Below are 15,568 nucleotides of genomic sequence, written 5' to 3'. Positions count from 1 at the left end.
TATTAAAAGCCTTACTCAGGAATATGTATTTCTGTTTTTGACAATAAAGGCGCTAACTTATTTCTAAGTGCTTGTTTTGCATATTCCTCACCATGTACCAGCTTAATCATGCTTGGCGGACTTTTCATCATAGTTGCAAACCGAATTAGACCTGCTTGGTCGGCATGGGCAGAGTAACCGCTGATAGAGTGAATTGCAGCCTTGATATTTACACGTTGATTATTAATAAACACGTACCCTCCTCTCGAACCATATTTTTGAATATCCCTCCCTAAAGTACCTTTAGCTTGATAACCCACAAATGAAACGTCTGCTGTAGAATCTGGTAAAAATGCTTCTAGGTAATTCACGATGCGACCGCCATTACACATACCGCCAGCAGCAATCACAATCGCGGGCTTATTTCGCGTTCTTAGATAATTCACCACTGCAACATGCTCTTTGTGATCGCCTATTGTGACAACGCTAGAAAAGTCCAAAGGATGACGACCTTGTTTTACACGACGCTTGGCTTCGGTATCCCACAGTTCTTTAAACTCCAAATAAAATTCAGTGAAGTTGGACGCCATAGGTGAGTCGATAATGACTTCGATATTCTGCCATACTGACTTTTTAGGTGCGCTATGGATAATTTGTTCTAACTCATAGAGTAGCTCTTGAGTTCGCCCAATACTGAAAGCTGGTATAAGCACAACACCATTATCACTTACAGCTTTCTCAATCACTTGTTTTAGCTTTTTAGTACGCTGTTTTCTGCCATCATGGTTTTTATCACCATAAGTCGATTCAAGTACAAGCATATCAGCTTTATAAGGCGGTTTTGGCGTAGGTAAAAGAGGCGTGTAAGGCGCACCCAAGTCACCGGAAAAAACAATGCGCTTAGCGCTTTTGCTTTGTTTATGGTATTGCCCTATATCAATTTCAACATATGCAGAACCCAATATATGACCTGCACGCTGAAATCGTATTTTTGCCTCAGACTCGCAGCTTAAATTGACTTTATGCCAGTGGTTAAACTCTACCGGTACAATCAGCTTTTGTAACAACTTGAGACAGCTATTAATTAATGTTTGTTCTCGAGTAACGCCAACTTTCAGCGCATCTTCTATCACAAGCGGTAATAACTTGGCGGTTGCAGGAGTACAGTAAATAGGCTTAGAAAAGCCTGCTGCCAACAATTATGGAATACGCCCAACATGATCAATATGACAATGGGTGACGATAAGTGCAGAGATGGCTTGAATATCAAATTCGATATTTAGAGGCTTTCAAGAACCAGTTACCCCTTGGGTTGCGCCATGGTGCTTTATAATTATTTCGCCATCTCCGCTTGACATAGTGTGTTCCTTTTTTAAACAAGAGCAACAATAGCTAAGTTACAGCTTTGGGTAAAGTGAAGAAAGTGATGATTGATGGAGAAGTGAACTGGATAATTGAGTACTCCATAGTAGCTGCTAAAATTGCTCTTTTAACCTTGCGCAAAAGTAACCTTGCTTCGCAACGTATATTTTGCACAAAAAAGCGCGTTTCACAAATATGAACCGCGCCTTATTCTAGACTCGTAGACTAGCAAACTTTACGCTCGTTAACTCACAACTTTTAAACTCTTATTTATAAGTCAAATAAGCTTCTCTTAATCTCGCTAAATTCGCATATACATAACTGCTAGAATTACGGCCTTGATTCAAGAATGTGCGTTCCATGTTAATGCGCGTATACATTTTCGAAGCTTGACCTCTCACCAAGGCATTATGCGACTCACCAACACGCGTTGTTACTCCATGACGCCAAGCTTCATTGCCTTTAATTTGCCCATAAGGTGTAACTGACATGTCTTTACGTGGGCTCAATGGAATACTGAACGCAATACCAACTTGTTGCGCAGCTGTATCGGCCGCATAAATGGCAATATAGCTATCACCAAACCAGAAACGACTTTCTACTTTGACACCTTCATCAAGGGCCCAGAATTTACCCATACTGGCGTGAAGCGTGATATCTTGCTCTGACCAATTATATTGATATTCAGCTAAATAATAATCGCGAGAAGCATCATAATCTTGATACTCAAATTTAGTGATATTTGCACTTAACTGATGGCGACCACTTGGGCTTATCCAAGTGGTTTCATTAATCACACCATAATATTCATGATAGTTTCTGAACATACCAACTTGCGTCAGGTTATAAATATTAAAAGGTAGCTCTAAAGCCTGATAGAAAACGGCTTGATCAAACCCACCTTTTAAGCGACGCCCATTGAATGTATCGCCCTTTTCAAAATCTTCAGTGTTAGCAACCACTTTTTGCATAGTCACATTTACACCAGCACCTTTCCAAAGCGGCACCTCAACATCAGCTCGAAGCGCCAATGAAAAATCATATACACCTAGCTCAGTTGCATAAGTTGCAGCCAGTGCTGGAGAAAAAGTAACCCGAGGTAAAAAGTATGGGCTTTGCTCTGCGGTATTACCCACCCACATCATGCCCGATGGCGTTGCAACACTACCTTGGCGAACATCTAGGTCTGGACTTACCCCTTCAGCAATAAACTGACGATAGTTATCAACAGAGCCTTGAATATTCAATAAACCAATATCGCTTTTTTCTAACTGAATTAAGAAACGTGCATGCTCTTTGGTAATGTACTCACCGATTCGCCCCATCACAAGACCCAATGCATCTAGGTCATTACGATTAAATACTCTGTTCTCGAACTTAACCACAACGCTTGGTGTTTCGTTAAACCCAATACTGATATTTTCAAAACCATCTTCAATTAAAGCAAGTTTTAAACGGTGTACTTGACTACTCAAAGAAACGTTTTGTTTATTCTTGGGCTGAAAGCTATCAGCTTCCGATTTGTCTACTTTAGTAATCTCTGTTTTTTTAGGCTCAGGCGCTCTTTGGTTAATTACGATTGGCTTAGATAAATCAGAAGGCTCTGAGTTTTTCGCTACAACAATAGCAGGCGCTGGTTTAATTTCTGTGTAGTTTTTACGTGCCTGGCTAGATAGTGGCATAGTAAAGTTAACGCCATAATATGTGCTGTCATTTTCTGAATAGTCGGTATTACTATAAAAACGGCTAGTAAAAGTCAGTTCACCAATATCAAATAGCCACTCTTTCGGCACTGTTAAACGCGCAGCAGCATTGACTGCTTCGGCATCATGCTCTACCTGTAATGCAAACCAATCTAGCGGCATCCACTCAATACCACCAAAAGCGCCATTCATTGCACCTGTTGTATTTTGATCTGTACTAGAAACACCTAATGAAAATCTGAAGTCAGACCATTCTTTTGAAGCAACAGCAAAATAAGTTTCATATTTATTTGCAGCACCTCCAATATCTTTCGCACCAAGAGCAAAACTAAACCAGTTTTTAGGAATAATTGTAAATCGATATTTAACGTTAAAGGACAAATCTCGAATTTGCCTCTCCTCTTTTACATTAGAGCTAAACATATTATCGTGCATTGAGTTTGAAGCGATCAAACCGCTTACTTCTATGTCGTCAAATAAACCTGCCGAAAAAGTGAAGTTATGTCCATTAACATACTCCTTACCTCTAAAATCAAGCATATTATTGTAACTCATACCGACTACCCCATGCTCTAAGACTTCAGCATTGACGGTATTTATAAGCCCAGTAAAACCCGTAAAATTTTTGTAGGTTTTTAAAGGTTCGTCAGCCCAACTAGGATTAGCAGCTACAATCATACTAGAGGCAAATATATTAAGTAATTTAGACATATTCCAAAGCCCAATGGGTTATTATTTGTTCCAAAGTTATAAGCGTTAATATATCACTTGTCCCAATAACCTAAAAGCTGAAGCCCTATAAGAGAAGAAAAAAATATTGCAAAGTGTATTTATAATCCATACTTCAATATTCGCTTTAAAAAACTTAAAATTAAGAATATCAAAGTTATCACTCTAAATATAAATCGCTAGTAATAAAAGTGACTGTACCTCCTTACCAATTATTTTAATTTTTATTGTACACTTCCATTTGGCTTGTAACCACTTGTATCAAATAAATCTTACGTGTCTGATTAGGTCTTCTATGCATCTTTAGGTTAGTCTCACTGAAGCTCTTTTCGACTTCAATACAGTCTAATTAGTTTCTCAAGCTTAAGAATAATGAAGCTTTATTTCTTTAACACACCAACTACACAATTATTATTCTTAACAACGAGACTACTCACACTTTTTGCGTGCATTAATTCATATGCTACAGAAACGGGTAACTCTTCATTTACTGAAATTGGGCTCTCGGAACAAATATCTTCCGCGTGTAAATCGAACAAATCCCTTCCAAAAGATTCTATAGCCCTTCTCAAATCACCGTCAGTTATGATTCCAACAAGCTCTTTTTTATCAATAACCAATGCCAAACCAAGAGAGCCGCTAGTAATAACATTTATAACTTCAGGTATAGGTGAAGCCAGCTCTACAGTTGGTAACATATCCTTTATCATTTCATCTTTAACTTTACTTAAAAGCCTTTTACCTAAGCTTCCACCTGGATGAAACCTTGCAAAGTTTTCAGGTTGAAAACCTCTCTTTTCCATCAACGCGATGGTGAGAGCATCTCCCATAACCAGAGTCGCTGTAGTAGAGGAAGTCGGAGCCAACTGAAAAGGGCAAGCTTCAGCAGAAACCCCAATATCTAGGTGATAGTTAGACGACAAAGAAAGTGTAGATTTTGGATTACCTGTTATAGCGATAACACTGTTTTGATTATCACGTAAAAAGGGGAGCAGTTTAATGACCTCTTCAGTCTCTCCCGAATTGGATATTGCAATAAAAATATCGCCAGGCATTATCATTCCAAGATCACCGTGAAACGCTTCACTTGGATGAATAAAAAAGCTAGATGTACCAGTGCTAGAAAAAGAAGCCGCGATTTTTTTTCCTATCAACCCAGACTTGCCCATACCACATATTATAACTCTGCTACGAGACTGAACAATGAAGTCTACAACATTTGCAAAAGTTGAATCTAATTTTTCAAACATCTGACGCAAAGCTTGTATTTCTGTTTCAATAACTTGCTTAGCAACTTCCAAAGAATTCACTTGATTTTCTCCATTAGTTTTTTTGTTTTTATATAATCATCATATGTATCAACGCCATGAAAAACATTACCTTTGTAATTAAGCATCCCTATGCTAAAACCATTGCTTAAGGCTCTTAACTGTTCGAGTTTTTCATACTTTTCCAACTTAGAGGGTGAGAGAGAACATAATTTGCTCAGCACCCCTGCCCGGTACATATATAAACCAATATGCATATATGCTAAGGCTATGTCATCAAAACGTTCTCGGTTGAGAGGTATAGCGCTTCGAGAGAACAGAAGAGCACTATTAGAATCAGAGATTACAACTTTAACAATATTTCTATCTAAAAAATCTTCAACCGATTTTATGCCAGAGTAAGCGCTAAAAATATCAAATTGAGTGTTACTTTGCGAAAATGTAACTAACTCCTTTAACAGATCAGGTGGTACAAGAGGCTCATCCCCCTGAACATTCATAATTAAAGTATCGTCACTCCAATTCAGCCTCCGCGCAACCTCATTTGAACGCTCGGTTCCACTCTCATGGTCTGATGAGGTCATCATTACCGGCAAACATAAAGCCCTAGCTCTTTCGTATATTCGGCTATCGTCCGTTGCTATTATTAAATCGTTAATAGAAATACCCGATTCCAAAACACGTTGAGCAACGTGCCAAAACATAGGCATCCCATTGATCTCAAGCAAAGGCTTTCCTGGAAGTCTTTGAGACTCATAACGCGCGGGGATAACTACTTTTATACTACAATGTTCGGCAAACATAACTTCAAACTGTTCTCTGGAAACTTGTATTTATTTACTGTATTTTTTATAAGGCAATACCTAATCATTACTCACATATGGTGAAAGAAAAGCTATATGGATTAACGCTAAGCGCTTATTAGAGCATTCAATTTATTTACAGAATAGGGAGCAACATAAATTACCTTGCAACCAACTCGGCTCATAAAATAAAGGTATCGCATTCACAAAGCCGCATATAATCATTTTCAACTTCATGGAGTTTTTAAAACGTTATTTATAACCCAAAGAGCTAAAACTGTACCTTTTCCATATTTGCTCTTCAATCCACACCAGGCAACTTTTAAATTAAACTTTTGATTTTATAAAAACAGAGTGTCTTAATATACACTCAACCTCCACAAACAACTACCTTTATGAACGTCAATAAAGCCTTTTTGCTCAACAGTCACTTTATACAATTAAATTTATTATATACTTCTTCAATAGCTGTATAAATATAAATAAAAAAGAGGTTTTGTAACTCCACCTTATTTAGTACAGCTCTTCCGTAGAATTTTATTCAGCCTCAAGATAACTAATTGGTGTCATATCACCAAGTGAATCATGAGGTCGTTCGTAATTATAGATATCTAACCACTCATCCATCTGTGATTTCACGTACTTCTTGAAGTGACTCAAACAAGTATAAATCTAGCGCTTCTTCACGGTAACTTCGGTTAAATCTTTCCACAAAGCCATTTTGATAAGGGCTACCAGGTTTTATAAACTCTAGCTTGATGTTGCTTTCCACCGCCCAAGTCTCAAGTGCCGTTGAAGTAAGTTCAGGGCCATTATCTACTCTAATTTGCTTTGGTTTTCCCCGCCAAGCTATGACCTGTTTTAATGTCCTAAAACGATGTCCGTAGCTTAGTGCATCACTCATAAAGTCCATTGACCAAGATTCATTATGTTGCTGTGGGGCACTTAATGGTTTTGGCGTTCTTGTTGGCACACGGCGTTTTCCTTGACGTCTCAAATTGAGTTTTAGCATGTTGTAAACTCGTTCAACACGCTTTTTATTCCAAGGTTTTCCCTTATTGCGAAGCCTTTTAAATAATTTGGGCAGCCCCCATCTTTGGTGACGTTCGACCAATGCTAGCAATACGTCGATAACCTCATAATCTGATGGCCGTTTATGTTTGTAATAAAAAACTGAGCGGCTTAGCCCAGCCACTTCACAAGCAAATGCGACGCTGACGTTAAATTGAGCTCTTAAATGCTCTACCCAAGCTCTTCGCCTACTTGTTTTTACAGTTTTTTTGCGATGATATCCTCAAGCATGGAGTGCTTTAGGCTAAGCGTTGCAAACATATCTTTAAGCTAAGGTTTTCTTCTTCAAGTTCTTTAAGGCGCTTTACATCTGAAGCTTCCATACCGCCATACTTGGAGCGCCACTTATAAAATGTACTGTGGCCGATACCGTACTTTCGGCAAATTTCCGGCACAGGAATACCTGATTCAGCTTCTTTGATCATGCTGACAATTTGAGTTTCGGTGAACTTGCTTTTTCTCATCGTAAATTTTCCTATTTTAGTTAATGGAAAATTCTACTTATGAACTGTTTCATTTTTGGGGGGAGTTACAGTTTTACTTTCCTTATCAAGAGCGCTTTTAAGAGAATTCAAGAAATTGCAGATGTAAAAAGCTAGAGGTTTATTTAAATCTCAAAAACTATTCTTTTAAAAAATAAGACATAAAGTTACAATTTAAGACAGGTTCTCTCTGCTTAATAACGGTATTAGTTATTAAAGTTAAAAAAGGCTGTAATGCAAGAAATAAATACAGATACCGTTACTAATCAAAATGTATATTATGGGTTACTTGGCTTCGAATTGACGTAATTGCTTGACGTTAAAAAATTTGGAGTAACTGCCCAAAATAGCCAAATAAATTAAGAAAATAAAAATGAAAAGGTAAAACATAACAAATTCAGGTACAGCAAACACCTCACCTAGCAATCCAACTAGAGAGAAAAATGAAGACACGAAGCAAATAAGAAAAAGGGTTTGAACTGGCGAAAAACCTAAACGCTGACAAATATGATGTAAGTGCTCTCTATCTGGCTTAAAAGGTGATTTTCCTTGCTTCAATCTTCTTAGCATAATGGCGACCATGTCCATCAAGGGTATTGCTATAAGCCATAGGGCTGTAACAGGCCTTAAGGCTAGGTGACTCTGATTTTGACTACCTGCTATTAAAAGCCAAACAACTGTAAAACCAATCAACATACTCCCTGCATCGCCCATAAAAACCTTTCTCTCTCGGCCTATAATCCCTAAGTTCATAGCTATGTAAGGCAATAAACAAAAAACAAATAATAGACAAAAACCTGCCAATCCATTGTTTCCAGCCAAATAAAACAGAAGACTTAAACAACAAAAAGTGACAACTGAAACCCCACCAAGCAGACCATCTATTCCATCAACCATGTTAAATGCGTTTATGCAGGCAATAACACCAAGAATAGTAACAAGCGAAGAAAGGTTGTCCAACTGTATATCACCAACACCAAATATATCACCGATGGAAAACAGTTCAAGACCTGCATAATTAATCATTATAATAGAGATCAAAGTTTGGGCTACAATTCGAAGTTTAACACTTAAATCAAATCGATCATCTAACGCTCCTATTGTCGTAAGTACCAGAGTACAAACAATATAGACGTCAGAATTTTCAAACATATGCATATTAAGATAAGTGTAATAAACGATTACAATACAAATTGAAATACCACCTACCAAAGGAATACTGCCAGAGTGTAACTTTCTTTCTGAGGGGTTATCTACCAATCCAGTAGCCTTGGCAACCTTTCTCATAAAAAACAAAACAACAAAAGAAAAGAAAAGAAAAAGATAAAAAAGAAGTCGATTAACATTGTCAATCCTTAGCCTATGCAAATATAAAATACACGCCTTCTGGCAAAAATATTACGATAGTTTAAGAGCACTATCAATGTTGTACACCTAAATTTCTTAAGACCCGTTTAATCTCAAAATCTGGGTTATCATAACCGGCCCCCTGTAGTGAATATGTATTTTTCAGAAAACATAAAAACTGTTCTTTTTTTTCCTTTGACGAGTACTTTTCTTCCTTAAAACCTTCACGGTCAATAAACTCCCCGAGTTTAGACAATGAAGTGCATTTTGCTATGCCATCTATGTTGAAAAAAGCATCCCCTAAAGTTACTAATGGAGTAGAGCTGCTCAATACTTCAAAACAAACGCTAGAGTTGACGGAAATAACCAACTCTGAATTGGATATATATTGTGCATTATTACCTTCTACCATTATTGTTCTATGATCTAAAGAGTAGCTTTCTAAGTCATTTGGATGTTTCTTTACAAGCAAAACATAATCACTTTTAGAGTTGTATATGGCACTTTCAACTTGCTTTAAGATTTCATGAAAAGAACTATAAGGACTATGAACAAGTAACTGTGTATCATTACTTAACTGCATAGGGAAATAAATGTATTTAACGCCGTCATTAAACTCAAAGTTTTTCTGAATCTGGTTAGCCGGAGTACCTTTTTTTCTTTGAAGAATATATCTTTTTAGATATTTACTCATAGAAAAATCATTGTGCGGAAACTTAGCATTAGCACCCAAAAAATCCCCTAATTTATGAAGAAAAATAAAAAATAGAAAATTTAGTTTACTCCTTGCGCTATCATGAGTGCAAGTGACAGCATGTTTTGAGCTACTAATGACTAAATCGTTTCTTTTAGAAAACAGTTCTTTAACACTACTATTTGCATTAACACCATTACTATCAATAACTGTCGTGTAAGGACGAAACAGACCTTGCTCAGTAACTAGGTATTTAACTCCTAACTCTTTACAAACCTCGATAGCTATTGCATGATTCCAACGCAAATCGTTATGTAATAATACTAATCTAATTTCCCTTTCAATTATAAACTGTCTGACAAGCTGCTTGTAGCTATTGAAGTAGTTAAGCTCTTCAGCTGTTAGGTCTCTGCATTCAATTTTTTCAACTTTAGCTTTGTAGTGAAAATTTAGGTCTTTGCTGATATTGCAAATCAGAGGACTAATCTTTTTTATATTTTGAGAAATATAAAAATGTTCAAAACCTTTCAAGTAATGGTTAAAACCAAATGAAGATAATAAAGAGAAACGCTTGCCTTGAGGTAAAGCTTGAGCAATTTCAGAATGCAGATTATTATACATTGGGTCTAAGCTTAAAATATTAAACTGCACTAATAACCTCCATATACTTTTTAAACATTATATCGTCTGATAAGCCTTCAATGATAGATCTATGTGAAGTTGCCAAATCAGCCCTATCTGAAGGTTGTAACTTTAGAGCTTTTTCTAAGCTCGTATATAAACTACCTTCTTGCTCAAGACAAAATAGATCTACGCCGTGAGGTTCAAAACATAAATTAGCTTCTATGTTGGAGGCGATTACATAGCTCATTTTATCTAAAGCTTCCATTAAAGCTAAAGAACGTCCTTCAACGCTCGAAGGAAGTATAAAAATATCTCCAGGCCGAACAAGATTAAAAGGATTATCAACGTAACCTAAGAATTGAACTTTAACATTCAACATTCTGGCTAAGGCGATAAGAGACTTTTTTTCAGGCCCGTCACCAACGATATTTAAAGTGTAATTTTCAGAATCAAAATTTCTTAAAGCATGTATGATAAGGTCAACATTCTTTAATTTGATCAATCTTCCTACAAACCAAATTACATTATCTTTGTTAGGTTCTAAGCTATTTCCACTCAAACTGATACCATTATCAATAGAAATCGACTTAACCCCTCTATCTAAAAGGCAGCGTTGTGTACATTCAGAGCAGCTAATAATAGGAAAGCCAGAACGCTTTAGCACAAAATCATACAAGGCTGTAAACAAAAAGTTAGGTACAAACTTCCACCTACTGCGCGTGTTTACTTGAGAGTAGTCGTTATGAATTAATAAAAAGAATTTACAGTCTGTTTTCACCAAAAAAGAAGAAAACCATATCAAGTAAAATGAAACCAGCCCATCAACAACTACTACATCGTAAGCATCAAGTAATCTCGTCAATCTTAACCAAAAAGATTTTGAAAAGAATGAGACAAGAGAAAATTGCAACCCGCCTTTACCTTCTTCCTCTTTAAGATATTTAATTTCCCAGGTCGCTGACTTGTCTGAGAGCATTGCATGTACGCTATTTGTAGCGCAGTTAATATCACGATTTAACAGAGAGCAAATTCGCATAATAATACTTAAAATTTAAATAAAGAAATCTGAGGGACTTTCGCAAGAAAATGTGTTTTATTGGTCGTAGACCAAAATACAACTTGCAAGCGATAGCGAAACTTTCAAACTGCTCTGCTTTCTTGCTCATTGAGATTTGGTCTTCACTAAGCATGTATTCGTAAAGAACGTCCTCTAAGAAGATAATTTTCAAACTTTGACTGTTTCGTAATACAAACTCTATATCCTGTGCATATTTGTGTTCATCATTGTACATCAAGTTGAAAACTTCTTTTTTCCCGAAAAAAGTTCCATGGCACATGTAATTACCAAAATATAGCGATTTGATATTAAAAGCCCTAACATATTTTATATTAGGTAGATGTCTATTTCTTATACTATACCTTGATATACAGAAGTTACAAGAGCTCTTCTCAAGGGCTTTGTACTGGGTAGCAATTCTTTCTAAGTTACTGATATCATCACTATCCTGTCTAGCGATGTAATTACCCCTAGCAAGATTAATCATACGATTTAGCGACTTTGTTAATCCCAAATTTGCCTGGTCAATAACGACCAATCTACTGTCTCTTTTTTGATATTCCAGTAAAATTTTTAAGCTATCGTCTTTTGAACCATCATTAGTAACAACCACTTCTATATCTAAAAACGACTGATTTAAAATTGACTCTATGCTTGAATGTAAGCTTGATGCTGAGTCGTAAACACTCATAATTACACTAACTATTGGTTTAACAGGAGTATTTTCCGATTTAAAAACACTAAACTCACCATATTTATCATTACTTTTTGTAGGAATAAACATACTTTAACCTCTTATATTCACTTTGAGAATAGGCGGCAAGGGAGTGATACTTATTAATATAATCAATTGCATTAGCTGAGATTAAATCTATAGACTGAGGTTTTGTAAGACAATATGCTTTTAATGCACGCTCTATTGATTGAGAGCTGGTATCATCAATTAAAATGCCATTAAAACTATCTTTAATAACTTCATTGTTGCCATCTACATTGGTTGCTAAGCAAAAACAGCCACTTGCCATTGCCTCTAAGAGTGTTTTAGGCATCCCCTCATACAATGATGAAATAATATAGTAACGAGAGCTTCGCAAACAACTTGCAACCTCATCATTACTTAACCTACCTAATAACTTTACTTTTTCCGAAAGCTCTAGACTCTCAATTAATACCCTAATCTCGCTTTCTAACTCGCCCTGCCCAATTATTAACAGTTCTTGACTAATACGCGAGTCCTTATAAGCCCTTAATAGATTGATTATATTCTTTTGTTTATTAAACCTACCGACAAAACAAATAACATCATCTTTTTCAGAAAACTCTTTTGAGTAATACTTATTTGTATCAATATAGTTTTTCTGAACAAATAAATTTTCATCATTAAGAAAATTGTACTTTTCAATCAGGTAACTCTTATCTTGTTCCGATGCACAAGTAGCTACCGTAGCAAATCTAAATGATAACTTTTCTAAAAAACCAAATAAATTAAGCTTAAAATTACTTACACCTTGTTTTTTCAAAAATAAAGTAAGTGTATAACCTGTTCTGAGTAAGTAGTGCTTTTTATAAATTAATTTAATTATAACCAAAGCCCAACTTCCCAACATTTGGTTACTCTTAAATACATCAATACCCTTTATAGTTTTATAATGAATTAGAGGTAAGAAAAATGAATAGAGCCAGTCTCCTAGTTTGCCATAAAAAATGCGAGGCTTCTTTACCAAATTAATGCCTTTAACATTACAAATATCATCTGATGAGTATGAAAAAACTGTAACTTCTTCTATAGAGTTACTTGCTATGTATTCTTTATATATCGCAATCTCTCGATCATAAAGCCCACTTTCTTTCCAACTTAATAATGAACTACCTTTCGTGAGAATTAGCCCTAACTTTTTCATTTAAAGATCACCATCTAAAACTATTTTTTGATTGACCAACAGCATAAGTAAAAACTGCAATTAACAAAGAGAATACATAGTCATTATATAAGAAACCTGCATTATGAAAACTAGCATGTATAAACCAAGGAACAAAAGCAACATAAAATATTTTTTTATTTTTCCCACAGCTGATGTAAGAAAAAAGAAAGAAACAAATGCTTATTAACCCGCCAAAAAGACCATACTTTACAATTGTGTTGAGCAATCCATTGTGTGGAGTATAAAGCTTATTCCAATAATTTGGTACTCCATCCGGGGGGGTTATATGTAAGGCACTTTGCTCAACGGCTTCAAAATAGGGGACAGCTAAACCAAATGGGTTGTCTAAAAAAACAGCCCAACCAGAAGAAAAAAGAAACATTCTCCCTTTGCTCGATATATTGGAAAAAGTTGAGAAATCGATGGTAAAAAGAAAATAAATAAAAGGTATTAGTAGTACCAAAATAATTATAAATGTACTCCTACCAATTCTAACTAAAAACAACTTTGACAGCACAGATAACAGCATTGACCTTGATGAGCTCAAAATAGCGAATAACATAAAAACAAAAAGATGAAACTTCTCTATTCGCCCAATAGTTAACAAGTAGTAGACGGATGTCAAAACGCATAAATACAATAAATCATAAGATAACTGCACACTAAAAAGAGCCAAACCTGGAGGTTTTAACATCATTTCATTTAAATGAATAAACTCTGGTGCATATTTTAAGTCTAACGCGAGTTTAACATCCCAAAAAAATTGAACTCCAGCATGCTGCCCTAAAAGAAATATGATACTAGGTGAAAAGCCTATAATATTACAAAGCCAAAACCTCTTTATACCCAACCTAGAAACAAAGAAATAGGTAGAATAAAAATAAAATAAAGGTAAAAGAAATAGAGTAAAAAGCTCTGAAAGCTTAACTTCAGTATCTGAAAAGAGTAGAAATATAAGAAAATAGGAAAAAAGAGATATCACACTGATAAAATACGGTGTTTTTACCAACACTGGTATCAAAACAGTACTTTTTTCTCGAACCTCTATAAGTATAGCGTATGCAGATACAAAAAGAGCAAACAGTATTCTAACGTTTATATCAAATACTTTAACTGTGGCCATTGAAAAAAATGCTGTCATAAAAAAGACACACAGTATTACATCAAAACTTAATATTTTCTCTTTTTTTAAACTCATTATTATATACCAAATAAAGCACTGTAATAAATACTAATAAGCTCAACAAAATATTAGCATGCACAGAAAAACCCAACCATTGAACGCCTATACAAACAAAACAAACTATTGAAAGTACAACAGAATAAAGAACACACTTAAAGTAATTTAATTTAACTTTTGAATTATAAGAAACCACAAAAAGCTTAACTAAATGAGCAAAAACAAAAGAAAACAAAACACCTCTATACCCATAAGTATTCACTAACAAAATAGAAAGTGAAATATTAACAATACCAGCCGCCCAAGATGAAAAAACAAAAGTATTTAATTTATTATTTTTATAAATATCAGCAGAGAAAAAATATATACAATGTAACAATAGAAGACTAAAAGAAAAAACAACTAAATCTAAAAACTGTTCTTTGTATGCTGCCCCTGGAAATAATAGAGAAAGAAAAAAATCATAGTTTGGTAGAATTATACAAACACTAAGCAAAAGCTGAGCAAAAAATAAAAAGCCAGAAAGCTTATATAGTTTCTCGTATGAGTCCCCCTTATCCCTTCTTGAAATCAAAATCGTTTCAAACCTTGCCATCACAGACGCAGAACTAAGCAAAAGTAAGGAGAGGTTACAGACAAATGCAAAGTTTGCCAATTCGTCACGACTTAAAAAATAACCTACTATCCACAAACAAACAGCTTTACTAACTAAAAGCTCAGCTAAGTTATTTATTGAAAATACTTTAAAAGTACTTAACTCTTTCTTGATTATGACTAGTGTTGACTTTCTTGGAATGAGGAAAATATACTTATATAAGAAAATCAAACCAACAGCTTCACTGAAAAACAGTATTTTCAGGACATTTAAAACATTAAAATCATTAATGCTATATACTAGAGCTAACTTGACTCCTCCGTAAATCAACCTAAAAATTAAAACTAATTCCTGCTTTTCTTCAATAACAAGGTAGTTATCAAACAAGACTTGATTCAGAAGGAAGAATAAAAAATATCCAAACACACAAAGCAATAACACGCCCCCACCTTCATATAAATAGAAAACAATGAAAGCAGAAAGTACCAGTAGAGCTTTGAATATAACAATATAATTTATTACCTCACTTTTCCTACTGTTAAGCTTAACATTTGGAACTATCTTCTTGAGAGCACCAGGAATACCAAAGGAAGTTAATATAGTAATCGGCACTAAGAATGAAAGAATAAAGGAGTATTCACCGTACTCAGATTTTGATAATGTATTAACCACTTTAGTAGTGAAAAGTAGATTAATAAAAAGAACGATTAAAGAGTTGCTATATTGTATTATCAACTTTATATTTAACACTG

10 protein-coding genes and 2 pseudogenes are annotated in these 15,568 nt (G+C 35.1%); all 12 read right to left on the bottom strand.

Annotated features, from left to right (window positions below; translation table 11 throughout):
• Positions 1 to 11: 11 nt before the first annotated feature.
• Positions 12 to 1,262 (bottom strand): annotated as a pseudogene (locus ACXAC4_RS01785) (MBL fold metallo-hydrolase RNA specificity domain-containing protein); the annotation flags it as partial.
• A 345-nt stretch (positions 1,263 to 1,607) separates the two neighbouring features.
• Positions 1,608 to 3,755, bottom strand: coding sequence for a YjbH domain-containing protein (locus ACXAC4_RS01780; RefSeq protein ID WP_475158588.1), 2,148 nt, complete (start codon positions 3,753 to 3,755; stop codon positions 1,608 to 1,610).
• Between the two features lie 398 nt (positions 3,756 to 4,153).
• A complete protein-coding gene (locus ACXAC4_RS01775) occupies positions 4,154 to 5,083 on the bottom strand; it encodes a KpsF/GutQ family sugar-phosphate isomerase (protein WP_475158587.1) in 930 nt (309 codons plus the stop codon).
• Positions 5,080 to 5,844 (bottom strand): 3-deoxy-manno-octulosonate cytidylyltransferase, encoded by a 765-nt coding sequence (gene kdsB / locus ACXAC4_RS01770; protein ID WP_475158586.1) that lies wholly within the window; start codon positions 5,842 to 5,844, stop codon positions 5,080 to 5,082. Before kdsB ends, ACXAC4_RS01775 begins: the two co-directional genes overlap by 4 nt.
• A 537-nt stretch (positions 5,845 to 6,381) precedes the next feature.
• Positions 6,382 to 7,379: pseudogene (locus ACXAC4_RS01765) on the bottom strand (integrase core domain-containing protein).
• A 303-nt stretch (positions 7,380 to 7,682) separates the two neighbouring features.
• The gene (wecA, locus tag ACXAC4_RS01760) at positions 7,683 to 8,765 is read right to left on the bottom strand and encodes a UDP-N-acetylglucosamine--undecaprenyl-phosphate N-acetylglucosaminephosphotransferase (RefSeq protein ID WP_475158584.1); all 1,083 of its coding nucleotides are present in this window, start codon (positions 8,763 to 8,765) and stop codon (positions 7,683 to 7,685) included.
• Between the two features lie 52 nt (positions 8,766 to 8,817).
• On the bottom strand, positions 8,818 to 10,089 hold the full coding sequence (locus ACXAC4_RS01755; protein WP_475158583.1) for a capsular polysaccharide export protein, LipB/KpsS family: 1,272 nt from the start codon (positions 10,087 to 10,089) through the stop codon (positions 8,818 to 8,820).
• Complete coding sequence (locus ACXAC4_RS01750; protein ID WP_475158582.1) at positions 10,079 to 11,038, bottom strand: glycosyltransferase; 960 nt, start codon at positions 11,036 to 11,038, stop codon at positions 10,079 to 10,081. Before ACXAC4_RS01750 ends, ACXAC4_RS01755 begins: the two co-directional genes overlap by 11 nt.
• Positions 11,039 to 11,069: 31 nt before the next feature.
• The gene (locus tag ACXAC4_RS01745; RefSeq protein WP_475158580.1) at positions 11,070 to 11,903 is read right to left on the bottom strand and encodes a glycosyltransferase family 2 protein; all 834 of its coding nucleotides are present in this window, start codon (positions 11,901 to 11,903) and stop codon (positions 11,070 to 11,072) included.
• Positions 11,881 to 13,020 (bottom strand): glycosyltransferase, encoded by a 1,140-nt coding sequence (locus ACXAC4_RS01740; RefSeq protein WP_475158579.1) that lies wholly within the window; start codon positions 13,018 to 13,020, stop codon positions 11,881 to 11,883. Before ACXAC4_RS01740 ends, ACXAC4_RS01745 begins: the two co-directional genes overlap by 23 nt.
• A gap of 7 nt (positions 13,021 to 13,027) precedes the next feature.
• On the bottom strand, positions 13,028 to 14,239 hold the full coding sequence (locus ACXAC4_RS01735) for an O-antigen ligase family protein (protein WP_475158577.1): 1,212 nt from the start codon (positions 14,237 to 14,239) through the stop codon (positions 13,028 to 13,030).
• Positions 14,205 to 15,566, bottom strand: coding sequence for a lipopolysaccharide biosynthesis protein (locus ACXAC4_RS01730; RefSeq protein WP_475158575.1), 1,362 nt, complete (start codon positions 15,564 to 15,566; stop codon positions 14,205 to 14,207). Before ACXAC4_RS01730 ends, ACXAC4_RS01735 begins: the two co-directional genes overlap by 35 nt.
• Positions 15,567 to 15,568: the final 2 nt, after the last annotated feature.

This window comes from Pseudoalteromonas sp. AWM4_233, assembly GCF_056158285.1.
This window is presented reverse-complemented; position numbering and strand designations above follow the sequence as displayed.